The sequence below is a fragment of the Paenarthrobacter sp. NPDC057355 genome (assembly GCF_042667405.1).
Taxonomy (GTDB): domain Bacteria; phylum Actinomycetota; class Actinomycetes; order Actinomycetales; family Micrococcaceae; genus Arthrobacter.
Map to the genome: position 1 here is coordinate 160,999 of NZ_JBHVAL010000004.1, position 24,171 is coordinate 185,169.

Below are 24,171 nucleotides of genomic sequence, written 5' to 3' on the forward strand. Positions count from 1 at the left end.
ATCAATCAATTCAAAGAAGTTCATAAGGAGAACTGATGGGTGAGTTTACGCTCCGGCAATTGGAATACTTCGTGGCGGTGCTGGACCACGGATCCCTCACCAAGGCCGCAAGCGAGAGCAACATCTCCCAGGCCGCTGCGTCCATGGCCATCGCGCAGTTGGAGAAGAACCTCGGCCTGGACCTCCTGATCCGCACGCGCGCCAAACGGGTGGAACCCACGCCAGCGGGGGTGGAGCTCGGGATGCGGGCCCGGCGCATCCTGCGCGAAGCCGCCGATCTCCAAGGGGCCCTCCGTGGTTCCCATCAGGACATGCGTGGCCGTGTGGTGATCGGCTGCATGATCGCGATCTCGCCGCGACTGATCCCTGAACTCATCCGCGTTTTCGCTGCAAAGTGGCCCGAGGTTGAGCTCGACTTCGTGGAGGGAAACGCCGAGGAGCTGCAACGCGCCGTGGCGGAAGGCGAGCTGGACGTTGCCTTCATCTATTCACTCCAGGCGATTCCCGGCGTCGAAATCCTGACGGTGGCGGCATCCAGGCCGCAGTTCATGCTGGCCCAGGACCATCCGCTCGCGGGGAGGGGATCCCTGCGCTTTGCTGACCTGGCCCAGGAAGATGTGGTCCTGTTCGACGTCCCGCCGAGCGCGGAACGTGTCATTGCGATGTTCCATTCGGCAGGCATCGAACCGAAGGTGCGCTGGAGGAGTGTGGTGGCCCAGACCATCCGAGGCATTGTGGCGAGCGGCCGGGCGTACTCGGTGACGAATGTGTGGCCGGGGATCGAGTCCTTGTATGCGGGTTCGCGCGTCGCGCTGGTGCCGATCGAAGACACCTTGCCCGTGAACGAACTCGTAGCGGTGGTCGCTCCCGGGGTTGGCCGCCCACGCCGCGTGGAAGAGGTTATTGCCGCTGCCCGGGAGTTGACGCGACAGGAAGGCTGAATCCTCACGCCGGAAGGCGCCCACCACTTTTTTAGTTTCCCAAAGCAATCAATCTGGGTTATAGTTGCTTTAGGCAAACAAAAAGGGGTGTTTTACATGTCTGTCGGTTCTGCCACGGCAACCGATCTTGTGCATCAGATTTTCGACCTCCAGCGGACTCTGCGCTGCGTGGTAACCGCGCATATGGCACGCGTTCCCGACGTTGGAATGGCGGTGCAAGGCGTCATGCGTTTCATCGGCGAGGGGGAGACCCGCGCCACGCACCTGGCCGCACGGCTCGGGGTGAGCGCGCCGGTCCTCAGCCGCCACGTCGCCGAGCTCGAGGAGCTCGGCTTCGTTGCCAGGCGGCCGGACCCGGCCGACGGCAGGGCGCAACTGCTGGCCCTGACCGAACGGGGCGCAGCGAAACTGCATGAATTCGAAGAACAACGCAGCGTGAGGCTGCGGGATTACCTGGCGGATTGGAGCGAGGCTGACGCCCTCGAGGCCTCCCAGGTCATCAACAAACTCACCGAGTCCCTGAAGGACTCAATCCGGGCAACGGCGGCCGGCTCCCACACCACAGACCAAACAGCTTAGGAGCCCGGAATGGCTAAACCAGCAACACAAAGCGCAGTTCCAGGACAGGGGTTGGACGCCGCAGCGAAGGCGGCCGCGCCCATGACCCACCGCCAGATCATGGAAGCCCTGACCGGCCTCCTCGCGGCCTTCTTCACGGCAATCCTCAGCAGCACGATCGTTGCGAACGCGTTGCCCACCATCATGTCCGAACTCAAGGGCACGCAGACCGACTTCGCCTGGGTCATTACAGCCGCGCTGTTGGCCAACGCTGCCACCACCCCCATCTGGGGCAAGCTCGCTGACCTCTTCGACAAGAAGCTCCTGGTCCAGCTGAGCATCATCATCTTCGTGGCCGGCTCGGTCATGGCCGGCCTGTCCGAAACCATCCCGCTGCTGCTGACTGCACGCGTGATCCAGGGCATCGCCATGGGCGGCCTCACGGCCCTGGCCCAGGCGATCATCGGCTCCATGATTCCGCCACGCGACCGCGGCAAGTACTCCGGTTACATGGGTGCCGTCATGGCAGTCGGTACCGCTGGCGGACCTTTGCTGGGCGGCTTCATTGTGGACAGCCCGCTCGGCTGGCGCTGGACGTTCTTCGTCTGCGTGCCGCTGGCCGTGATCGCGTTGATCCTGCTCCAGATCACCTTGAAGATCCAGCACATCAAGCGTCCGGCCAGGATCGACTGGCTCGGTTCCATCCTGCTGACCTCGGGCGTGAGCCTGCTCCTGATCTGGGTCTCGTTCGCCGGCAACCCGGAATACTACGACTGGGTGTCCTGGCAGTCCGCCCTCATGGTCGGTGGCGGCGTAGCCCTCCTGGCTCTCCTGGTGTTCGTGGAGACCAAGGTTGCCCAGCCGATCATCCCGCTCAAGATCATCTCCGAGCGCACCACCGCGTTGGCCATCATCGCTTCGGTGGCTGTGGGCATCGCGATGTTCGGCTCGTCCACCTTCCTGGGCCAGTACTTCCAGGTGGCCCGTGGCGCAACGCCCACCGAGGCCGGCCTGCTGACGCTCCCCATGATCGCCGGCAACCTCGTCGGTTCCGTGGCCTCGGGTGTCCTGATCAGCCGCTTCGGCAAGTGGAAGAGGTTCCTGATCGCAGGTTCGGTTCTCCTGATCGGCGGCCTCGCATTCGCCGGGACCATGGACCACACCACCGAACTGTGGATCGTGGCGATCTACACCGGCGTGTTCGGCCTGGGCCTTGGCATGTTGATGCAGAACCTGGTTTTGGCCGTGCAGAACACCGTGCAGGCCAAGGACATCGGGACCGCGAGTGCCTCCGTGGCGTTCTTCCGCTCGGTAGGTGGCGCGATCGGCGTCTCCGTTCTTGGCGCCGTCATGTCCAACCATGTGAAGGACCTGGCAGTCGAGGGACTGGCTGCGGCGGGTATCCCGGTCCAAGGTGGAGGCGCCGGCGCCAGCATGGACCTGGCAGACATGCCCGCACCGATCGCCGACATCATGCGTGCGGCCTACGGTGACGCCACTGCCCAGATCTTCCTGATCTCGGCCATCATCAGCGTCGTCGCCCTGCTGGCAGTGCTCTTCGTCAAGGAGCGGCCGCTGCGCCGCACGGTTGACGCGGCCCCTGAGAAGGAACTCGTGGCAACAGCGTCAGGCGAGGCCGGAATGTCGCTGGACACCGCGTCTTTGGACGCCGTGAAGAACGACGACGGCGCAAGCCGCCCCGGTGCCGGCCGTCCCCTGTCCGGAGCGGACCGCAACGTAACCCAGGAGAGCTCCGGATCCGACCTCGACCTTGAATTTGCCCGGATCCTGACCCAGGAGAGGCCCAACGCCACGGCCGACGTGAGGGAAGTGCAGGAGCAACTCACACGCACCCAGTACGTCCTGGCCGAACAGCAGTTGCAGCTCAGCCGAGCCAACGTGGAACTGCAGGCCCGGTTGCGCGAGCAGCAGAGCATTGCGGAACAGCAGGCGGCCACGGCGGAGGAGCTGGCTGCGCTCCGCAAGGAACTCAAGCGCGAACGCAGGCAACAGGAACGGATGGCGTTGCTTCTCCTGCAGGGGGCTGAAGCCCGCCAGGAACACGGAAAGCACGCAGGCTAGAACCGCAGGGCGCCGGCTGGGAACCCAGCCGGCGCTTTGCCGTGTCCAGTCGGTGTTTTACCCCCGGAGGAGCAGCCGCGACACGGCAAATAGTCCGCTGGGATGATCTTTTCCGGAAGTTGTTTCGCCGGGGCAACGGATTTCGTAGAGTGGGGAGGGTAATACTGTCAGCCCCTGCTGCAAAACTTCTTTACGTCACGTTAACGCACTCTTTCTAAGGACCCGTGGGCATGCTTGTCACCTTGATACGGCGCTACTCAAAGCCGTATTTGCCGCAGATTGTGGCCGTCCTGCTTTTTCAGTTGGCGTCCACCATCGCCACGCTCTACCTTCCCAGCCTCAACGCCAAAATCATTGATGAGGGAGTTTCCCGCGGCGACACCGATTTCATCTGGCAAACCGGTGCGCTCATGCTCGCAGTCGCCCTTGGCCAAGTACTCACCGCAATAGCCGCCGTGTACTTCGGCGCCCGCGTTGCCATGGCCATCGGTCGTGACCTCCGCAGAAGCGTGTTTCGCCAAGTCAGCAGCTTTTCCGCCCAGGATGTCAACCGCTTTGGCGCGCCTACCCTGATCACCCGCGGCACCAACGATGTCCAGCAAGTACAGATGCTGGTGCTGATGGGCCTGAACTTCATGGTCTCAACGCCCATCATGTGCGTCGGCGGCATCATCATGGCTCTCCGCGAGGACCTCAGCCTTTCCTGGCTTGTCTGGGTTTCGGTTCCAGTCCTGGTGGCAGTGGTTGGCTACCTGGTGGTCCGGCTGATGCCCCTGTTCCGTTCCATGCAAGCCAAGATCGATGCCATCAACGGAGTCCTGCGCGAGCAGATCATTGGCATCAGGGTGGTCCGCGCCTTCGTTCGCGAACCCCACGAGGCCAAGCGTTTTGGTGACGCCAACCAAGACCTCACTGCCGTGTCCGTGAAGATCGGCAACCTGTTTGTCCTCATGTTCCCGGCCATTGGCATGATCCTGCACCTGTCCACCGCAGCGGTGCTGTGGTTCGGGGGCCAGCGTGTTGATTCGGGCGATATGCAGGTCGGCGCCCTGACGGCCTTCCTGCAGTATCTCCTGCAAATCCTCATGGCCGTCATGATGGGAACTTTCATGGCCATGATGATTCCCCGCGCTTCCGTGTGTGCAGACCGCATTGGCGAGGTCCTGGATGTCGAGCCATCGATCCACAACCCGACATCTCCCGTGGTTCCGGCACAAAAGAAGGGACACGTGGAGTTCCGCGATGTCACGTTCAAGTACCCGGGTGCCGAGGCCCCGGTCTTGAGCAACATCTCCTTCACCGCCGAGCCCGGCAAGACCCTGGCCATCATTGGTTCAACGGGTGCGGGCAAGACCACCTTGGTCTCGCTGCTGCCGCGGTTATACGACGTCGCCTCCGGTGAGGTCCTGCTCGACGGCGTTCCGGTCACCAAAATGGACGCCTCGGAAATCACCAGCCGCGTCTCAGCCGTGCCGCAGAAGCCCTACTTGTTCTCCGGAACCATTGAGCACAACCTGCGTTTCGGCAAGCCCGATGCCACGGACGAGGAACTGTGGGACGCCCTGGAAACGGCCCAGGCCAAGGGCTTCGTGGAAGAGAAGTCGTCGGGCCTGAACCGTAGGATCGCCCAGGGCGGTACCAACGTCTCCGGTGGACAACGCCAGAGGCTGTCAATCGCCAGGGCACTGGTGACCAAGCCAAACGTCTACCTGTTTGATGATTCCTTCTCGGCGCTGGATGTCGCTACCGACGCCAGGCTCCGAAAGGCCCTGAAGGGCAAGACCAAGGACGCCACGGTCATCATCGTGGCCCAGCGCGTCTCCACCATTGCGGACGCCGACGAAATCCTGGTACTGGACAACGGTCGCATTGTCGACCGGGGAACGCACAACGAACTACTGGAAACCTCACCCACTTACCAGGAAATCGTCGAGTCCCAGCTGAGTGTGGAGGAAGTGGCATGAGCGGGCAGGACCAGCAAAAGAAACGTGGCTGGGCTGCCAAGGCCCAAGCCGCGAAGGACGCCAAAGCGACAGCTGCGGCCGAGGTCGCAACCGAAGCGTTGGATGACGACGACTTCGTTGAGGAAGAGTACGTCCCCTCCGAAGCCGATGGCGGCATGTTCGGGGACGTTCCCGCGAAGAAGGCCAAGGAATTCTGGCCTTCTGCCAAGCGGCTCATGGGCCTGCTGAAGCCTGAACGGGTTGGCGTGTTCATCGTGATCGGCCTCGTGATCGTTTCGGTGGTCCTCAACGTGATCGCCCCCAAGATTTTGGGCAGTGCCATGGACGTCATCTTCGGTGGGGTCATGGGCAAGCAGATTCCGCCGGGCGTCTCCCAGGAGCAGTTTGTCGAGCTCATGCGCCAGCAAGGCCAGGGAAACTTTGCCGACATGGTGTCCAAGATGGAACTCACCAACGGGATCAACTTCTCCAAGCTGACGTTCCTGATCTCCGTGGTGCTTCTCATGTACTTCGTGGCCAACATTTTCCTGTGGGCACAGGGCTGGTTGCTCAACAGGATCGTCATGCGGGTCATCAAGAAGCTTCGCGATGATGTCCAGGCCAAGCTCAACCGACTCCCGCTGAACTACTTCGACACCCGCCAGCGCGGCGACATCCTGTCCCGCGTGACCAACGACGTCGACAACGTCCAACAGGGCCTCCAACAGGCGTTCTCGCAGCTGGTCAGTTCCGTTCTCACGGTCCTGGGCATCACTGTGATGATGTTCATCGTGTCCTGGGAGTTGGCGCTCATCGCATTGATCGCACTGCCGCTCTCGGGTGTCCTTGCCGGCGTCATCGGTGCCCGAAGCCAGAAGTTGTTCACGGCTCAGTGGAAGAATACGGGTGCCCTCAACGGGCAGATCGAGGAATCCTTCTCCGGCCACGACCTCGTCAAGGTCTTCGGACGCGATGCCGACATGCTGACGCGTTTTGATGAGAAGAACGAGGAACTCTACAAGGCCTCCTTCGGTGCGCAGTTTGTTTCCGGCATCATCTTCCCGGCCATGAACTTCGTTTCCTACCTGTCCTACGTGGGCATCGCCGTCGTCGGTGGTCTTCGCGTTGCCTCCGGTTCCATGAGCCTGGGCGACGCCACGGCCTTCATCCAGTACTCCCGCGAGTTCACCCAGCCCCTGGGCCAGATTGCCGGCATGGCCAACATGCTGCAGTCCGGCGTCGCCTCGGCTGAGCGTGTGTTCGAGTTCCTGGACGCCGAGGAAGAGATTGAGGAAACCGGCACGCGGCATCTCCCGGCCAAGACCGACGGCCATGTGGAGTTTGAGCATGTCTCGTTCAGCTACGTCGAGGACAAGCCACTGATTGAGGACTTGTCATTCAGCGCCGAACCAGGCCACACCGTGGCTATCGTGGGCCCGACCGGTGCCGGCAAGACCACCCTGGTGAACCTGGTGATGCGCTTCTACGAGCTCAATTCCGGCCGGATCACCCTGGACGGCGTGGATATCAAGGACCTTACCCGCTCCGAACTCCGGTCCAAGGTGGGCATGGTGTTGCAGGATGCGTGGCTGTTCGGCGGCACCATCTACGACAACATCAAGTACGGCAAGCTGGACGCCACCGAAGAACAGATCATGGAAGCGGCGAAGGCTACGTACGTGGACCGCTTTGTCCGTGCCCTTCCGGACGGCTACCAGACGATCATCGATGAAGAAGGCAACAACGTCAGCGCCGGTGAGAAGCAGCTCATCACCATCGCCCGTGCGTTTGTTTCGGATCCGTCTTTGCTGATCCTGGACGAAGCCACCAGTTCCGTGGATACACGTACGGAACTTCTGCTGCAGAAGGCCATGGCGGCGCTGCGGACCGACCGGACCAGCTTTGTGATTGCCCACCGCCTCTCCACCATCCGCGATGCCGATACCATTCTTGTGATGGAGAACGGCCAGATCGTGGAGCAGGGCAACCACACCCAGCTGCTCGCCCTGGAAGGTGCTTACTACCGCTTGTACATGTCCCAGTTTGCTGGCGAGGAAGAGTCTGCGGTGGATGATTCGACGGCGGTGCACAGCTGAGTACGGAGTTACTGAACGAGTCTGTAGAACCCCGGCGCATAGAGGTCCTTGTACCCATGCGCTGGGGTGACATGGACGCTTACGGGCATATCAACAATGTCCAAATTGTTCGCATGCTCGAGGAAGCACGAATCGCGGCATTCGGTCCACCCCGTGGCGCGGGCCTTCCCGGGGCAGAGCCACCGGCAGCCCTGTTCAATGACGTTGAAGAGGGCACCATGACCCTCGTCGTGGAGCACAAAGTCCGCTACGTACGGACGCTGGAATACCGCAACATTCCCGCCGTCGTGGAGGTCTGGGTGGGGGGCATCAAGGGTGCCAGTTTCGATCTTCACTACGTCATCAAGGATCCCGTAACCCGGGAAGACTGCGTCAAGGCCACCACGCATCTGGCCTTCGTTGCGGAGGCGACGGGACGGGTCCTGAGACTCACGCCGGGCCAAAAGGAAAAGCTGGAAAGGTATAAGGTCTGACGTTCGGTGCACGTAGAGTTTCAGCATGAAACTTGAAATTGCCGTCGTCAGCGCTGCGGGAGCCGGAGTTGCGGCTTCAGAAGGAGCGGACCGGGTCGAGCTTTGCAGCAGCCTCGAACTCGGCGGCGTCACGCCAAGCCAAGGACTGCTGGAAGCGAGTTTGGAGCACGCGGACGGGCGGCTGGAGATCCATCCGCTGGTCCGCTCCAGGCCGGGCGACTTCCTGTACTCGGCATCGGATGTGGACACCATGGTCCACGAAATCCGGCACCTGCTGTCCCAGGGCGCTCACGGTGTTGTCGTAGGAGCTTTGACGCCCGAGGGCGACGTGGACGTTCGCACGGTTCGAAGGCTGCTGGACGCAGCCCGGGAAGCAAATTCGCAGGCGCAAGTGACCTTCCACCGTGCCATCGACCAGTCCCGGGATCCCTTGGCTGCGCTGGATCAGCTCCTGGAACTGGGCTTCACGCGGGTGCTCACCTCGGGTCATGCACCAACGGCCGGGGCGGGCCTTGCCACCCTTGCCAGCATGGTGCAACATGCCGGAGTTGGGCTTGAGATCATGGCTGGCGGCGGGCTGTCCTTGGAAGACATCCCGTCGATGCACGCCGCCGGCTTGTCTGCGGTCCACCTGTCGGCCAAGAGGACAGTCTCAACGCTCAGCGAAGGAACGATTTCCCTGGGAACCCAGGACGGCAGCGATCCCACGGCCTACTCCGTGACCGATCGGGAGATTGTGCGCGCGGCCAAGGCGAAACTGAATGCAGTAAACGCAGGCCACTGAAAGCAGCTGAAAGTCTCCCGATTGTCCAGACTGCGGACCGAAAATGCCAGTAAGTGCGCATCGTAATGACTCTTTACAGGGGACGCACCCGCATCAATGATTGAAGGATTCACCAACTCGGTGGAAAGCCCCAGAGCGACCTTCAGGAGCCCCAGCGATGCCGCTGCCTTCGCCGGTTTCACCGGCCCTCGTTTCCCTGCCAACCACCTCTCGAACGAATGTCATTGCTGCGGGCCATCCGGAGGTGGAGTGCGCGGTAGGGACCTGGGACAAGTTGCTTTACGGGAACCACAGGTTCGTGGTCCGGGCTCAACAGGAAGACCGGGCTCAACAGGAAGACCGGGCTCAACAGGAAGACCGGGCTCAACAGGAAGACCGGGCTCAACAGGAAGACCGGGCTCAACAGGAAGACAAGGCCGCCGCTTACCGGGTGGTCCTCCCGTGGCGCCGGCAGGACGCCGACCCGGCAGCCGTGGAGGTCATTGTCGTTTCGGAAAGCACCGGATCCCGGGTTCGGAACGTGGTGGTCGAACAAGCCACGAAAGAGTCCGGGACCCTGGTGTTCGAAGCCGTGGACGGGCCGGGCAACTACTTTGTCTATTACCTGCCTTACGCCATGCTGGGTAAGCCGCACTATCCCCAGGCGCAGTACCTCCCACGACGTCAGGCCGCAGACCCAGCCTGGGCGGCCGCCGTCGGGCCTTCGGCCTTGGCACCGGTTGGGACCGCTGGGCTGCCCCAAGCCACGGTCCTTCGGTACGAGGCCGCGAGCCAGCGTGATTCTTTCGCACCCATGAACTTCACTGCCCGCGCCGAAGAACTGGAACAGTTTCAGCTGGAGCACACCGGGAAGCCCTTCCTGCTGTTTCCGGAAGACCGCGTGAATCCGATCTCCATGCGTACGGAGCTGCCTGCGCACTGGGTGATCAACGGCCCATCACATCACTTCTGCGGTGCAGCCAAGGCGGGCGAGGACTACGTCGTCCAGCTTGGGTTCCATGCGCAGGAAGACATCGAGGACGTCCGGGTGGAGGTAACGGGCGCGGCAGGCCATTGCATCACCACCGATGGCGTGGACCGCCATGGCCACCCGTGGTCCAGAAGGAAGTCGCGCGGGCCATTGGTGGCGGCGGGCGAGGTGCAGGCGCTGTTTGTGGTTCTTCAGGTCCCTGCAGACGCCGTGGGTACGCTCTCGGCAGTGCTCACGATCACCGCAGCAAGTGCCTCCACCCGACACAACCAACAGTTGGTCAATGTCACCTTGGAGGTGGCGTCGGAGATAGATCCGGCGATTCTCGCCGGGGGTTTCGGTGATCCGCGCTTCCTGCGGCGCCTGGCTTGGCTGGATTCCACCGTGGCCCAGGACGCCGGACTGGTGGCACCATTCACGGCCATCACGCTGGACGAACCGAACAGAACCCTGGGAATCCTCGGCAGGACCCTGCAGCTTTCCGACTCGGGCCTTCCGGCGCAGGTGACGTCCACCTTCACGGGGACGCTCACCGCAACCGATGGACCCGGCGTCGAGCTTTTTGACATCCCCATGAGGTTCGACGTCGGCGACCTCCACTGGGACTATTCGCCGCCTAATTTCACCGTGGAAGGGCCGGCAAGGGTCAGTTGGGGGTGCCGGTGGGCAGGCCACCACGGCAACCAGTCTGCAACAACCCTGGAACTGAACGGCGTTCTCGACGCCGACGGCACCGTGCAGTTCTCCCTGCTGTTGACGTCGGACGCGCCTGTGGAAGTGCCCGACGTCGGCCTGCAGCTTGGGTTCCACGAGGCCACGGTGCCGCTCGCCATGGGTCTGGGGGTCCCCGGTGGCCAGCGGCCCGATAGCCTCAACTGGACGTGGGACGTAGCCGCCAGGAACCAGGATGCGCTGTGGCTTGGCGATGTGAACGCCGGAGTCCAGCTGGCCCTCCGGGACGAGCACTACGAACGTCCGCTCAACACCAACTTCTATCGGGAGAAACCGCTGCTGGAGCCGGTGTCGTGGGCCAACCGCCAGCCCGGCGACGGTGCGGTCCATGGCGGGGTGAATCTCCGGACCAACGACGGAAAAGTAAGGGTCCGGGCCTACAGCGGGGCCAGGACCCTGCAGCCAGCACAACCGCTCCACTTCGATTTCAGGCTCCTGCTCACGCCCTTCAAAGTGATCGAACCGGGCAAGCACCTGGCTAAGCGCTATTTCCACGAAGCCGCCGAGCCGGTGGACATCAAGGCCGCGGGAGCCACTGTGGTGAACATCCACCACGCCACCGCCCCGGCTCCATATATCAACGACCCCCTGCTGACTGAAGACCGGCTCCGGAAGTACATCGCAAAGTGCCACCAGCATGGACTCAAAGCCAAGGTGTACAACACTGTCCGCGAACTCACCTTCCATAGCCCCGAACTCCTCCCGCTGCTGCAGCTGGACCATGAGATTTTCAGCGATGGACCCGGCAAGGGCCATATGTGGCTCCAGGAGCACGCAGGCAGCGGCTACGTTTCGGCGTGGTTCGCGCCCAACGTGGAGGACATCGCCGTGGTCACCACAGGCGAGTCTCGCTGGGAGAACTTCTACGTGCGCAGCCTCGCCGAACTTGCCAAGGGGGAGGACGGCATTGACGGCATCTACCTGGACGACATCGCCTATGACCGCCATGCGATGCTCCGCGTCCGCAAAGTCCTTGAGAGGGCCTGCAGGGAGCGGGGGACTGACGGTCCGGAGATAGACCTCCACTCCGCCAACCAATTCACGGCCCATGACGGATACGCCTCCTCTGCCAATCTGTACATGGAGCAGTTGCCCTATGTGGACCGGCTGTGGCTCGGGGAGTACTTCGACTACGACACCACCGGCCCGGACTACTGGCTGGTGGAACTGTCGGGCATCCCTTTCGGCCTCATGGGAGAAATGCTCGAAGGCGGCGGCAACCCGTGGCGCGGAATGGTGTTCGGCATGACAGGGCGGGCACCGGCCGTGGACAACCGTCCCTTGTGGGAGTTTTGGGCGCAGCACGGACTCGAGCAAGCGCAGATGCATGGCTTTTGGGATCCCCATGCACCGGTGAGGACCAACCATCCCGACGTCCTTGCAACCACATGGATTTCCGGGGACAGGGCAGTGGTGGCGCTGGCCTCCTGGGCCGGGGAGACTGTGCAAGTGACGTTGAATTTCGACGCCGGATCAGCCCACCTCGCGTCCGGCCGCATGGACGCCCCGGCGATCCGCGGCTTCCAATCCGCAGAGAACCACGCGCCGGGCGAAACCCTGACCATCGAGCCGCAGCGCGGCGTCCTCCTGACGATCGGATTCTGACGTGGCAAACACCGCAACCTCCACCCTCACCGTCACCACCATCGCCCTGACCATGGCCGAACTCGGTCCGCTGAACCCGCTGCCCGTCGTGGCAGCCGAACTCGACCAGCCCTACACAGTGGGAGAATGCGTGCCCGAGGCGCTCCAGGCCTCGGCCCGCTATGGGGTAGTGCCGAACGTCTACCCGTACCTCATGCAGGACGGCTACAGTCGGGACGCCGCACCCAGGGAGGTGCCCGCCGTCGTGCTTGAAAACAGCAAGCTGAAGGTGACGGTCCTGCCATCGCTGGGCGGCCGCATCTGGGAGATCTTCGACAAAGCGACGGGCAAGCAGTTACTGCACACCCACGATGCCCCACAACTGGCCAACATCGCGCTCCGCAAGGCATGGTTTGCCGGTGGGATCGAATGGAACATAGGCACCCGCGGCCATTCGCCCACCAGTTGCGACCCCCTGCACACGGCAATCGTCCACACGCCGGACGGCAAACATGTCCTGCGGATGTGGGAGTACGAGCGGCTCCGGGAAGTGGTCTTCCAAGTGGACATCTGGCTGCCCGCGGATTCGCCCGTGGTGTTCGCCGCAGTCCGGATCCGGAACCCGAACGACCACGACGTGCCGATGTATTGGTGGAGCAACGCTGCCATCCCGGAAACGGACCAAACCCGCGTGATCGCCCCGGCTCACGAGGCGTACGGCAGCGACTACGCCACCGACATCACGCGCGTCCGTCCCACCACCCACGGGGGCCATGATGGCACGTGGCTGGTCAACAACCCGCACGCGGCGGACTTCTTCTTCGACATCGACCCCTCCGAACGTCGTTGGGTTGTGGCCGCAGACGACGACGGCGACGGGCTGGCGATGTTGTCCACGGGGCTCCTGCGGGGAAAGAAGCTTTTCGTGTGGGGCCAGGGACAAGGCGGCAAACGCTGGCAGGAATGGCTGAGCCCCGGCGCAGGTCCCTATGCCGAGATCCAGGCGGGCCTGGCGCAGACCCAGTTCGAGCATTTGGTGATGCCGGCGGGCGCGCAGTGGGCGTGGGTTGAAGCGTATGGCAACGGACACTTGGATGCCGGTACCTCGCACGGGATCGATTGGGATGCTGCGGTAGCGCACGCGGGGGAGCGCCTGGAGGACCTCTTGCCGCACGACGAACTTGAGGCCATGCTGCCCGCAGCGATCAGCAACGCCGACGTGCCGCCGTCGAAAATGCTTTTGCCGGGAAGCGGCTGGGGCGTCGTGGAACGGGCCCGGCGCCGACGCCTGGGCCGAAAGTGGGTGGATGAGAGCGGAACGCCGTTCGTGGACGAAAGCATCACGGCGGACCAGGAACCGTGGCTGGGGCTGCTGAAGGGACAAGCGTTCGACGGCGCCCCCGGTTACGTTGCAGGGGCGGACTGGGAAGAGTTGCTTGCCGCGCAGGAGAACCCTGAGGCGCTCTTCCACCTGGCCACCATGCGGCATGCCAGGCAAGACCTCTCCGGTGCACGGGAAGGCTATCTGAAGGTCCTGGAAGCCAAGGGTGTCCGGCGCCGCACCCGGGCTTTGGCGCACCGCGGACTGGGCCTGGCCTTGCTGGCGGCGGGGAAGGACGAAGAGGGCCTCGCCGAACTTCGGACAGGTGTCGAAACCGACTCGACTTTCACCGCTTTGCTGCTGGAAGCGGTGACGCTGAGCATCCGGCACGGCGACCCTGTCATGGCGCTGGACCTGGTGGAGTCGGCACCCAACTATGGGCCCGCCGTCGGACGCTTGCGCTTCCTCAGGGCGCTGGCGCTCGCCAGGGGCGGTCATGGAGCAGAGGCCGCGGCGATTCTGCGCGAGGGCGTAGAGGTTCCCGATCTCCGCGAAGGAGAGGATGCCATCGCCGCGCTGTGGCAGGAAGTTTGCCCGGAGGAGCCGGTGCCGGCGGCCTACCAATTCGGGATGCATTAGCACGGGAAGCTTGTGGATATCCAGATGCTTGGCTAAACCAAACAAGGTAAGTTGGCAGGGTGATTCCCTCCTTGAAACCTGCCATTGACCGCGCCCCCGGAGTCTCCAAAGAGATCGAGGACGCAGCGTGGTATGTGCTCGGTCCGGCGCTTCACGGCAAACCCTCGGCGCTGGACGGCCGCACACTGACCTGGACTGCGGATGCTGCTGCCGAGCTGCTGGAAAGGCTCGAGCGGGGCGTTGAGGATTCCAAGGCGCCCATGATGACCAACCTGCGGCAAAACCTGGAAGGTGCCTCGCGGGAAGCGAAACTGCTGGCCGTGGAATTGCTGTTCCTGCAGTCGTTGCCACTGGCCCACGAGGTCAAGTCACTCAGGGTCAAACGCGCCCGCGTGGCCGAGGCGGCGTCCTGGGTTGAGCCGCCCATCGAGCTCCCGGAGGAGCTGTACCAGGGCATGACGGACCACGGCGTGATCCGGGACCGCACTGCTGAGTTCAACTGGACCATCTGGGACCACCTGAAGTGGCTGTGCCGCTTCGTCGCCCACGTGGACAGCCAGAGCACGGAGACCATCAACCGCGCATGGAACGACCCCCATGCTTTCCACGAACTCGCAGCCTCCACCCCGGAAGACCAGCCTGCCTTGCGCCGAAGCATCGAGTACCTGGTGTGGCCCAGCTACTTCGAGCCCGTGGTGGCGGATGTGGAACGCCAGGAGATCAGGGACGCTTTTGCCTCCTTGGTGGGCGGCGCCAAGGGGGACACCGACGAGGACATCACCGCCGACATTCACCGCATCCGCCTGCACCTGGACGAGCAAGCCGGACAGCGCATCGACTGGTACGCCCGCCAGCTGGTCAGCCAGTGGCGCAAGGTGGGGGATCCGGGGCGCAGGTCTTGGCTGCTGCGCACCCACCACGACAATGCGGAACTGCTCGCCTCCTGGGTCGCCGAGGAAAAGGCAACCCTGGACGTACAGCACCTCCGTACTCTGACGGCCGGAGTCACCGCCGGGGTAGTCCAGCACGCAGTGGACGAGGACTACAAACACCTTGGCTATGTGGAACGCGAAGACACCAAAACCGCCGTCTTCGCCTTCCTCACGGTCATGAAACCGGGCGACCTCACGCTGTACCAGCACGCTGGCCGGGTACGTGTGGGAGTAGTCCTTGGCGAGCCCGAGCACGACGAAGACAACCGCCGCATCCGCCGCAAGGTCCGCTGGTTCGATGACAGCTACGCCATCCCGGAGCTGCCGCGCCATGCGCAACGGCAGCTGTCCACGCCCGGCATCCTGGTGGACGTCACCAGGGTTATCCAAGCGCTGCAGGAACTGCTCCCCGTGGAGGCCGAAACCGACGGTGAGGACGAAGCGCCTCCCACGGTCGCCGTCGAGGTGGTGCAGCAGGGCTTCCGGCCGCTCACGGAAGAATTCGCGGCCTCGCTGCACATGGACCTGGAACCGCTGAAGGAAATTGCGGAACTGCTGGAAGAGAACCGCCAGCTGGTGCTCTACGGCCCTCCGGGCACCGGAAAGACCTACCTGGCCAAGCACTTGGCGGCTGAGCTTGCCGGCGATCACACGGACGAGCGCGTGAAGCTTGTGCAGTTCCACCCGTCGTACGCCTACGAGGACTTCTTTGAGGGGTACCGACCGGACAAGACCGACGACGGCCAGGTCTCCTTCAAGCTCGTGGCCGGACCCCTGCGACGGCTCGCGGAGGAAGCGGCCAAGCCGGAGAACGCCCACAAGCCGTACTTCCTGATCATCGACGAAATGAACCGTGCCAACCTGGCCAAGGTCTTCGGTGAGCTCTACTTCCTGCTGGAGTACCGGGATGACCGCATCTACCTGCAGTACAGCCCGAATGAGCCCTTCAGCCTGCCGGACAACCTGTACATCATCGGCACCATGAACACCGCCGACCGCTCCATCGCCATGATGGACGCGGCCATCCGCCGCCGCTTCGCGTTCATTGAGCTGCACCCGAAGGTTGAACCGGTCCGCGGTTCGCTGCGCCGTTTCCTTGAAGCACGCGGCTTGGACACGCTGAACGCGGACCTGCTGGACGCCCTCAACGATGCGATCGATGACTGGGACCGCGACCTCATGATCGGGCCGTCGTACTTCATGAAGAACGCTGCGCAGAATCCCACCGGCCTGCGCCGCATCTGGAAGTACGAGCTCATGCCATTGCTGGAGGAGCACTACCATGGGCAGCTGAACCGCGCCCAGTTGGAAGAGCGCTTCGGCCTGGACCAGTTGCTGGGACGTCTTGGCGAGCGCTAACGCCATCCCCCCGAGGCCGGCACGGGCACCGGCAAGTGCCCGGAAACCTGCCACGGGGCCCAGGCACATCGTCATGGACGAGCTCTCCGGTGGGGTGGTGGAAAAGCTTGATCCTGAGTCCGCTGCGTTCATCAACACCAGCGGGCTGGCCAAAGCCTCGCCCATGGGCATGGGGCTGTACCGCATCGAGCCGGCCGGCAAGGTGGGTTCCGTGCGGACGGCCACCATCCAATTGGAGGTCCGGCCCAAAGACCGGCTGGGCCTGAACCGCCTGCTGTTCCTGCTCAGCTATGCTGGCGAGCAAGGCTTCAGGGACCACTCCGTGGAAGCGGTGGAGCACCCGGACCTGTGGAGTGCGCTCGCTGAGTCCTTGGCCCAGCTGTCGGACAAAGCCCTGAGCCGTGGAGTCCTTCAGGGTTACCTCAACGTGGAGGAATCGTTGCGGACCGTTAAGGGCCGCATCCGCATCTCGGACCAGATCTCCCGGCGGCCCGGAATGCTGGTGCCACTGGAGGTCTCCTATGACGAATTCACCGAGGACATCGCCGAAAACCGGATTCTCCGCGCCGCCTTGGAACGCATGGGCCAGGTTCCGGGAGTCCGGCCCGACGTCCTGAGCCGCTTGCGGCAGCTCAAGGGAAAGCTCGACGCCGTGACCCGCCTCCAGCCCGGCGCGCCGCTTCCGCCGTGGCGGGCCAGCCGCATGAACCTTCGATTCCACGCCGCGCTTCGCCTGGCCGAAGTCATCCTGCGCAACGGCTCCGCGGAAGCAGGCCAGGGCAAGCAACGGACGGCATCGTTCGTGGTGGACATGGCGCAGGTGTTCGAAGAGTTCGTGGGGACCGCCCTCCGGAGCGCCATGAGCGCTTATCCGGGGGAAATGCGCCTCCAGTACGGCGCACTCCTCAACGAAGCCGTCCGGGATTCCGACCGTTTGACCGTCCGGCCCGATGCCGTGCACTTCCTCGGTGGCCGTCCGGTGGTGGTCTACGACTCCAAATACAAGGCAGCCTCCGACGCCGGAGCCTCCCTCAGTGCCGACCACTACCAGTTGCTGGCCTACTGTACGGCCCTGCGGGTACCTACCGCCTGGCTGGTCTATGCCGGCGCCGGGGAAGTGAAGTTGCGGCGCATCCTGAACACCGACATCGACATCGTCGAGTATCCGCTGGACCTGTCCCGGCCGCCGTCGGAAATCCTGGCCGCCGTGGCTGACCTCGCGGAACAGTCATGGGGCGAAGTAGTACGCCAGGCTGTGGCGGGACGATCGGCGTCGGACTAGCCTGAGAAGTACACCTTTCGCCGATAGGAGGCAGCATGGCCGGCAAGAAATCGTGGCGGGATATGAGCAAGGGGCAGCGCGTCTCCGTGGTGCTCAGCGGAGCCTTGAACCTGGCGTTGCTGACTGCTGCCCAGCGCAGTATCGGCAGGACGCCTGACTCGCAGATCAGAGGTAAAAAGGCGGTGTGGCGGGCCGTTTCGTTCATCAACTTTTTCGGCCCGGTCAGCTACTTCCTGTTTGGCCGGCGCCGCCAATCCGGCCTGGTTGGTGGGACTCCCGCCACGCGGTAAAGGCTACGCCGGCATCTTCACTGTGAAGGTGGTGCCTTGCCCAGGCACGCTTTCCAGGGTGATGGTTCCGCCGTGGGCTTCGACAATGGCTTTGCTGATGGGTAATCCCAACCCGACACCGGGTATGGCGCTCTTGCGGACACCACCGGCACGGAAGAACTTGGTGAAGGCCTCAGCCTGTTCCTCTTCGCTCATGCCCATGCCGGTGTCTGTGACCCGGCAGAAGATGAAGTCGTCGTCCTCCCAGGCTGCGACCTCCACATCACCGCCGTCGGGGGAGTACTTGATGGCGTTTGAGACAAGATTGTCCAGCACTTGGGCGAGCCGGGACGAATCCACACGGGCTTCCAAGGCATCGGGAAGGTCCATCGAAAGCCTGATGCCGGCTTTTGCTGCGCGGGGCTCGGCCGAGGTGACACTGCCTCGAACGAGCTCCGCTACGTCTGCCGTATGCCGCTGAATGACGATCTGGCCTGACCGCACTGCCAACAAGTCAGACACCAGGGTGAGCAGCCGCTCCGCATTCCGCCTGACGATGTTGAGTTGTTTACGGGCTTGGGGATCCAGGGTGTTGGGATCGTCCAGGATCAGCTCGACGTAGCCCAGGATTGATGTCAGCGGGGTGCGGAATTCGTGGGAGACGTTGGCTACGAACTCGTCCTTGGCTGCCAGTGCGTTCACCAGGTCGGTGACGTCGCTGAAAACCACCACGGAGCCCGCGAACTGGCCATCGTCGTCGAGCATGGGCCGCGCGCTGGTGGTGAAGGCCCGCTGTTCGGCGCCTGTGCCAAGCCACACCAACTGATCGGTGAAGCGTTCGCCCAAGACGGCGCGCCGCACCGGCCGCTGGTCCGGGGGCATGGGCGTGGTCCTGTCCGTGTCGAAGACCAGCAGCTGCGATTCATTGGGGTCGTCGTTGTCAAGAGGGGTGGCCAAAGCGTGGCTCTGGCGCTGGCGCCGGTTCATGAGGATGTCATGCCCATCGCCGTCGACCGCCACCACGCCCAGGGGCAGGGCTTCCATGACCGTGTTCAGCAACCGTTCCTGCTTGGTGCTGATGTCCAAGGCTTCCTTCAATGCCTCGTCTTTTTGCTCGAGGGCGCGTTGCTGACGGACCATGCTCAACGTCAGGACGCTCACTGAGACGCCGATGCCAAGAATCAGGATCGGGAACAGCAGGGGCTTGGTGAGTGCTTGCTCGTTGACTTGGTCATGGACGAATACCGGAACCCAAACAATACCCAGCGGACCCAGAAATGAAAGTGCAATTGCCAGCCTCGGATAAAGACCGGAAGCACACAACCAGATGACAGGCAACACCACAAGGACACTGAGGCCGGTGAGCGCCTCCTGCCCTCCTTCGCGGCCAAACGCTATGGAAACCATGTCCAGGATGGGAATCGTGAGGAAGCTGGCAAAAGGGAGCCGGTGCCACGGAACCACAATGCACAGTGCCAACAAGAAGGCCTGGCTCAGCAGGAAAACAAGGAACAGCGGGTTCTCGAGTGTGGCGGGAAAGAAAAGCCACACCAAAATGGCCGAAATGCAGACACACACCGACAACGGCAATTGACTGAGGACAACACGCATCCGAAGGGTATGTTCATGGAACGAGCGCTGAAAAACCAGCAATTTCTTCTTTTCACCAATATCCCACGCGGAGTGTTGGGTCATGGCACAACCACCACGTGTGCGGAAGAAATTCGGTTCATGAGATCAGCCTAACCATAACGGATATACTTCTGAGGTTATCGAAGGGGCTGAGGGGCAGCGATGAGTGAAGTACGTGTGGGGCTGGTTATCGAAGATGACCAGGATATTCGCGAATTGGTACGGGTGGTTCTCTCCCAGGCAGGCTTTGACGTTCACACTGCGTCGACGGGTTCCGCGGGTGTGACCTCTGCCCGTGAACTGAATCCGGACGTTATCACCCTGGACCTTGGCCTTCCTGACATTGATGGTTTCGAGGTCGCACGGCAGATCCGCAAGTCCTCGGATGCGTACATCATCATGCTCACCGCCCGTGCCGAGGAACTCGATACGCTCATGGGCCTGGAAGCCGGTGGCGACGACTACCTCACCAAGCCTTTCCGGCCGCGCGAGTTGCGCGCCCGCGTGGAGGCCATGATGCGGAGGCCGCGTTCGTCGTCGGACGTAAAGAGCGCCCCCGAAGAGGCTGATCCCGAGATCATCCACAACGGCTTGGCCGTTTCTGCCGGATCCCGCACCGCGACCCTGAACGGGACCGAGTTGAAACTCACCCGCACGGAGTTCGACCTCCTGCTGGCGCTGTTGGAAACCGGCCGGATTGTGCGGACCAAGGCCGACCTCGCCCGTCGCCTCCGCAATGAGCCGTACGACGTCGGCAGTTACGTCAGCGACGCGGACGAACGCGCCGTTGAGGTGCACATGGGCAACCTGCGCAAGAAGCTTGGCGACAGCATCCAAGGTCCCCGCTGGCTGGAAACGGTCCGCGGCGTGGGCTACCGCCTGGCACCGGCCGCAAACAACAACTAACCGAGCCCAACTGGGTAACAGCAAACGTTCCACTGAGGTGCCAGTGGAACGTTTGCTGTTACCTAGTTGGGCCGGGGACGCGGGTGGGTTCCGCCTGGATGACCGGATGGTCCGTCTCCGGCAGCGAGCGCCCCGGCCCGTCGTCGAAGAACTCAGCGTTGGCCCGCACATAGTCAGCCCATTCGTCCGGGACGTCTTCTGAGAAGTAGATGGCTTCCACAGGGCACACGGGATCGCACGCCCCGCAGTCCACGCATTCAGACGGGTGGATGTAGAGGGAACGCGCGCCCTCGTAGATGCAATCGACAGGGCATTCGTTGATGCACGCCTTATCTTTCACATCCACGCAGGGCTGCGCGATCACGTAACTCATGCCCGACTACACGCCGGTGTAGACGGTTTTGCCCCACGTGAAGAAGTCCAGGGCAGACCGTCCTTGTTCGCGGAACGTGTTGGTGGAGGAGTCCTTGACCCCGCCGAACGGTACGTTGAGATCCAAGCCGGCGGTGGGCCGGTTGACCTTGACCACGCCGGCCTCCGCCCGGGCGGCGAAGTCGGTTGCCAGTGCAAGCGAGTCGGTGCAGATGCCTGCTGTGAGTCCATAGCGGGAGTCGTTGATGGCGGCCAGGCCCGCTTCGTAGTCGGGTACCTCAAGCACAGCTACCACGGGACCGAAGATCTCTTCCGTCACCGCTGCGTCATCGAAGGGCAGCTCCGTGAGCACCGCCGCCGGGAAGAACAACGCGCCGGTCGGGTCGCCGTCGTAGTTTCCGTGCAGGAGCGTCGCCCCGCGTTCGACGGCGGTGCGCACCGCTGCCTGGTCCTGCTCGAATTGCTGACTGCTCACCACGGCGCCCATGCGCGTGCCTTCCGTGAGGCCGTCGCCGGTGCTGTATGCGGCGGCTTCGGCCACCAGCGCGTCAAGGAACGCCGCACGGATCCCCGGGGTCACGTACACCCGCGAGGTTGCAGTGCAGGCCTGGCCAGTCAGCCCGAAAGCTCCGGCGGCCACTACCTGCGCGGCCTTGCAGGGATCAGCGTCGTCCAGCACCAGCACACCGTTCTTGCCGCCCATTTCCAGCTGCACCCGTGCACGCCGGGCGGTCAGAATCTCCTGGAGCCCCAGGCCCACGTTGGTGGAGCCGGTGAACGAGAGTCCGGCAATGCGTGGATCGCGGGCCAGGGCGTCGCCGACAACGCGTCCTTTGCCGTGCACGACGTTGAACACGCCAGCGGGCAGTCCGGCGTCCTGCAGGGCACGGGCAAGGTGTGTTGCGGACAGCGGAGTGAGCTCCGCCGGCTTGATGACCACGGTGTTGCCGCTGATCAGGGCCGGGGCGCTCTTCCAGGCGGGAATGGCAATAGGGAAGTTCCACGGCGTAATCAGGCCAACAACGCCCAGTGCCTCGCGGCGGGTGGTGATGGCGGTGTCCGGGAGCCCGCTGGGCAGGACCTCGCCCGTTGCTGCCCAGCCGAGCGAGCCGAAGAAGCGCAGGACGTCCGAGGCCCGCTTCACTTCGCCCTTGGCTTCAGCCAGGGTCTTGCCTTCTTCCCGGACCAGGTCCTCAGCGATGGCCTCCTGGCGCTCGATCAGGAGGTTCCCGGCGGCAATGAGGATGGCCCCGCGGGACGGTGCGGAAAGGGCGGCCCAGCCCGGCTGGGCAGCAGCGGCGGCCGTGATGGCGGCATCCACGTCCTCGGCGGTGCCGCTGGGGGAGAGGGCGGCCAGCTCGCCGGGCCGCGCCGGGTTCATCCGTTCCGTGTCCGCTGATCCGAGCCATTGGCCATTGATGAGGTGTTGGGCGGTGATGGTGGTGACGTTGGTGTCAAAAGCTGTGGAAGTCATGATGGGGTCCTTACATGGAAAGGTTCAGAGGCTGCGGATCAGGCCGCCGTCGCACCTGAGCGCGACTCCGGTGATGTACGACGCCGGCGCGCTGCACAGGAAGGCGGCTGCGGCGCCGAACTCGGCGGGTTCTCCATACCGGCGGGCGGGGATGGTCTTGCGGGATTCGAGCTGGATGTCCTCCAGGGTGGTGCCGCGGCGCTTGGCTGCGGCCTGGTCAAGTTGCGTGACGCGGTCCGTGGCGATCCGGCCGGGCAGGAGCAGGTTCACCGTGACCTCGTCCAGCGCGACCTCTGCAGCCAGGGTCTTGAGGTAACCGGCCAAGGCAGCGCGTCCGGTGTTGGAGACGGCCAGATTGGGCAGGGGCGCGGTCACTCCACTGGAGCCGATGGCGAGGATGCGGCCCCAACGGCGTTCCCGCATGCCGGGCAGCACCTGCGATACCAGGGCATGATGGGGCTTGACCAGGAGGTCGAACGCAGCGGCCATGTCCTCGGAAGTCAGCGTTGCGGCGGCACCCGGCTTGGGTCCGGGCCCGTTGAGCACCAGGATGTCGATCGGTCCGAGGTTGGCCACGGTCTGGTCCACGGCGGATTCGATGCCCTCCGGTGTGCCGAGGTCCGCTTCGATGGCAACGGCGTCGAATCCACTGGTTCCCAGCGACCCTCTGCCCAACGTTCCCGTCCCGTAGGCCGCCTGGAGCTCTGCCACGATCTCCTTGGCTCGGTCCCGCCGCCTGCCGACCACTGCCACCCGCACGCCTTCGGCTGCGAGCGCCCGGGCCACGGCCAGTCCGAGTCCGCCCGTGGACGCTGCGACGAGTGCGGTTTTGCCTGCGATTCCGAGGTCCATCAGAAGCTCCCTGCTGTTGCAGGAGCACTCAGGGCACTGGCGGCTTCACGAAGGTGGACTGCCATGGATGCCCGCAGGGCTTCGGGGAAGAGCGCCGCGGGTGCCCGTACACCGGAGTCCTTGATGAGTCCGCGCTCGCGGAAGCATTCTTTGCGGATGGCCAGTGCCACTTTTGCCTGCTGCTCGAAGTTGATGAGCGGCAGGTACGGCCGCAGCTCACGTTCGGCGGCCTCGTACCCGCCCTCTTGCCACGCCCTGACGCACGCGATCAGCCCTTCGGGGTAGGAGAATCCGGTCATGGCCCCGGAAGCGCCCGCCATGAGTTCGTCCAGGAGACCTTGGCCGCCCAGTCCACCGAAGATGGAAACCCCGACGGCGGCACTCAGCTCTGCGATGGCCACGCTGGTGGGCGGGGCCTCGGCTTTGACGGCGATGACGTACTCGCAGGCATTGACCACCGAGATCAAGGCGGGTGTGGGGATGCTGACTCCACTGGCCAACGGGTAGTCCTGCAGGACCACTTTGGCGCCGGTGGCCCGGTGGATGGCGTCCAAGTGTGCGATGACTGCCTCAGCGCGGGCGGAGTTGGCTTGCACCATCACCGCGGCGAGGCTTGGCCCGGCAACCTCCTGTGCCGCCATGACCTCTTCGATGGCGGGTCTGGTAGCCAACGCTGTCACGCCCACCACGAGTTGCAGGGACGTCGATTCGACCACTGTTTCCAGGACGTCCCGGCGTTCCTGTGGGGTCAGGGCGGCTGCTTCACCGAAGACCCCCAGGACTGTGAGTCCGGTTGCTCCGATGTTTTCGTAGTGCTCCACGAGTTCGGCCAGGCTGTCCAGGTCCACGTCCAGGGTGCTGCCTTGGAACGGTGTTGCTACGACGCCCCAGACGCCTGCTGGCAGGCGGTCCCGGGTATTTTTGGGCGCAGGGGATTGCGGCATGGTTCTTTTCCTTTCAGGACGAAAGT

At 63.6% G+C, this 24,171-nt stretch carries 18 protein-coding genes; 13 read left to right on the top strand and 5 right to left on the bottom strand.

Annotation, left to right across the window (positions count from 1 at the left end; all coding sequences use genetic code 11):
• Positions 1 to 35: 35 nt before the first annotated feature.
• The 12 genes from ACFUOZ_RS07395 to ACFUOZ_RS07450 all read left to right on the top strand — a co-directional run bounded on the left by ACFUOZ_RS07395 (position 36) and on the right by ACFUOZ_RS07450 (position 17,986).
• Complete coding sequence (locus ACFUOZ_RS07395) at positions 36 to 941, top strand: LysR family transcriptional regulator (protein ID WP_377546266.1); 906 nt, start codon at positions 36 to 38, stop codon at positions 939 to 941.
• 96 nt (positions 942 to 1,037) lie between these two features.
• On the top strand, positions 1,038 to 1,520 hold the full coding sequence (locus ACFUOZ_RS07400) for a MarR family winged helix-turn-helix transcriptional regulator (protein ID WP_377546268.1): 483 nt from the start codon (positions 1,038 to 1,040) through the stop codon (positions 1,518 to 1,520).
• A gap of 9 nt (positions 1,521 to 1,529) precedes the next feature.
• Entirely contained in the window at positions 1,530 to 3,581 is a 2,052-nt protein-coding gene (locus ACFUOZ_RS07405; protein ID WP_377546270.1) for an MFS transporter, read from the top strand.
• Positions 3,582 to 3,811: 230 nt separating this feature from the next.
• Positions 3,812 to 5,545 (top strand): ABC transporter ATP-binding protein, encoded by a 1,734-nt coding sequence (locus ACFUOZ_RS07410; RefSeq protein WP_377546272.1) that lies wholly within the window; start codon positions 3,812 to 3,814, stop codon positions 5,543 to 5,545.
• Positions 5,542 to 7,620: an ABC transporter ATP-binding protein gene (locus ACFUOZ_RS07415; protein ID WP_377546274.1), complete on the top strand. Its 2,079-nt coding sequence runs from the start codon at positions 5,542 to 5,544 to the stop codon at positions 7,618 to 7,620. Before ACFUOZ_RS07410 ends, ACFUOZ_RS07415 begins: the two co-directional genes overlap by 4 nt.
• Before the next feature lie 56 nt (positions 7,621 to 7,676).
• Entirely contained in the window at positions 7,677 to 8,093 is a 417-nt protein-coding gene (locus ACFUOZ_RS07420) for an acyl-CoA thioesterase (protein WP_377546276.1), read from the top strand.
• 25 nt (positions 8,094 to 8,118) lie between these two features.
• Positions 8,119 to 8,877 (top strand): copper homeostasis protein CutC, encoded by a 759-nt coding sequence (locus ACFUOZ_RS07425; protein WP_377546278.1) that lies wholly within the window; start codon positions 8,119 to 8,121, stop codon positions 8,875 to 8,877.
• A gap of 157 nt (positions 8,878 to 9,034) precedes the next feature.
• Positions 9,035 to 12,184 (top strand): glycoside hydrolase domain-containing protein, encoded by a 3,150-nt coding sequence (locus ACFUOZ_RS07430; protein ID WP_377546280.1) that lies wholly within the window; start codon positions 9,035 to 9,037, stop codon positions 12,182 to 12,184.
• Between the two features lies 1 nt (position 12,185).
• A complete protein-coding gene (locus tag ACFUOZ_RS07435) occupies positions 12,186 to 14,123 on the top strand; it encodes a DUF5107 domain-containing protein (RefSeq protein WP_377546282.1) in 1,938 nt (645 codons plus the stop codon).
• A 59-nt stretch (positions 14,124 to 14,182) separates the two neighbouring features.
• Positions 14,183 to 16,414: an McrB family protein gene (locus tag ACFUOZ_RS07440; protein ID WP_377546285.1), complete on the top strand. Its 2,232-nt coding sequence runs from the start codon at positions 14,183 to 14,185 to the stop codon at positions 16,412 to 16,414.
• A 73-nt stretch (positions 16,415 to 16,487) separates the two neighbouring features.
• Complete coding sequence (locus ACFUOZ_RS07445) at positions 16,488 to 17,696, top strand: restriction endonuclease (protein ID WP_377546287.1); 1,209 nt, start codon at positions 16,488 to 16,490, stop codon at positions 17,694 to 17,696.
• Positions 17,697 to 17,731: 35 nt separating this feature from the next.
• Positions 17,732 to 17,986: a PLD nuclease N-terminal domain-containing protein gene (locus ACFUOZ_RS07450; protein ID WP_377546290.1), complete on the top strand. Its 255-nt coding sequence runs from the start codon at positions 17,732 to 17,734 to the stop codon at positions 17,984 to 17,986.
• Positions 17,987 to 17,989: 3 nt separating this feature from the next.
• Here the strand turns inward: ACFUOZ_RS07450 and ACFUOZ_RS07455 are convergent, their stop codons facing one another.
• Positions 17,990 to 19,660 (bottom strand): ATP-binding protein, encoded by a 1,671-nt coding sequence (locus tag ACFUOZ_RS07455; protein ID WP_377546293.1) that lies wholly within the window; start codon positions 19,658 to 19,660, stop codon positions 17,990 to 17,992.
• A gap of 99 nt (positions 19,661 to 19,759) precedes the next feature.
• Here ACFUOZ_RS07455 and ACFUOZ_RS07460 point away from each other — a divergent pair, with 99 nt between their 5' ends.
• Positions 19,760 to 20,503 carry a response regulator transcription factor gene (locus ACFUOZ_RS07460; protein WP_377546295.1) on the top strand — a complete coding sequence of 248 codons (744 nt, stop codon included), beginning with the start codon at positions 19,760 to 19,762 and terminating at the stop codon, positions 20,501 to 20,503.
• A gap of 58 nt (positions 20,504 to 20,561) precedes the next feature.
• On the opposite strand, the gene fdxA is transcribed toward ACFUOZ_RS07460, so the two are convergent.
• The 4 genes from fdxA to ACFUOZ_RS07480 are packed head-to-tail and all read right to left on the bottom strand — an operon-like array spanning position 20,562 to position 24,145.
• On the bottom strand, positions 20,562 to 20,876 hold the full coding sequence (fdxA, locus tag ACFUOZ_RS07465; RefSeq protein ID WP_377546298.1) for a ferredoxin: 315 nt from the start codon (positions 20,874 to 20,876) through the stop codon (positions 20,562 to 20,564).
• Positions 20,877 to 20,882: 6 nt separating this feature from the next.
• Entirely contained in the window at positions 20,883 to 22,349 is a 1,467-nt protein-coding gene (locus ACFUOZ_RS07470; RefSeq protein WP_377546300.1) for an aldehyde dehydrogenase family protein, read from the bottom strand.
• Positions 22,350 to 22,373: 24 nt separating this feature from the next.
• Positions 22,374 to 23,201 (bottom strand): SDR family oxidoreductase, encoded by an 828-nt coding sequence (locus ACFUOZ_RS07475; protein ID WP_377546302.1) that lies wholly within the window; start codon positions 23,199 to 23,201, stop codon positions 22,374 to 22,376.
• Positions 23,201 to 24,145 (bottom strand): dihydrodipicolinate synthase family protein, encoded by a 945-nt coding sequence (locus ACFUOZ_RS07480; RefSeq protein WP_377546304.1) that lies wholly within the window; start codon positions 24,143 to 24,145, stop codon positions 23,201 to 23,203. The genes ACFUOZ_RS07475 and ACFUOZ_RS07480 overlap by 1 nt, the downstream gene beginning before the upstream one ends.
• Positions 24,146 to 24,171: the final 26 nt, after the last annotated feature.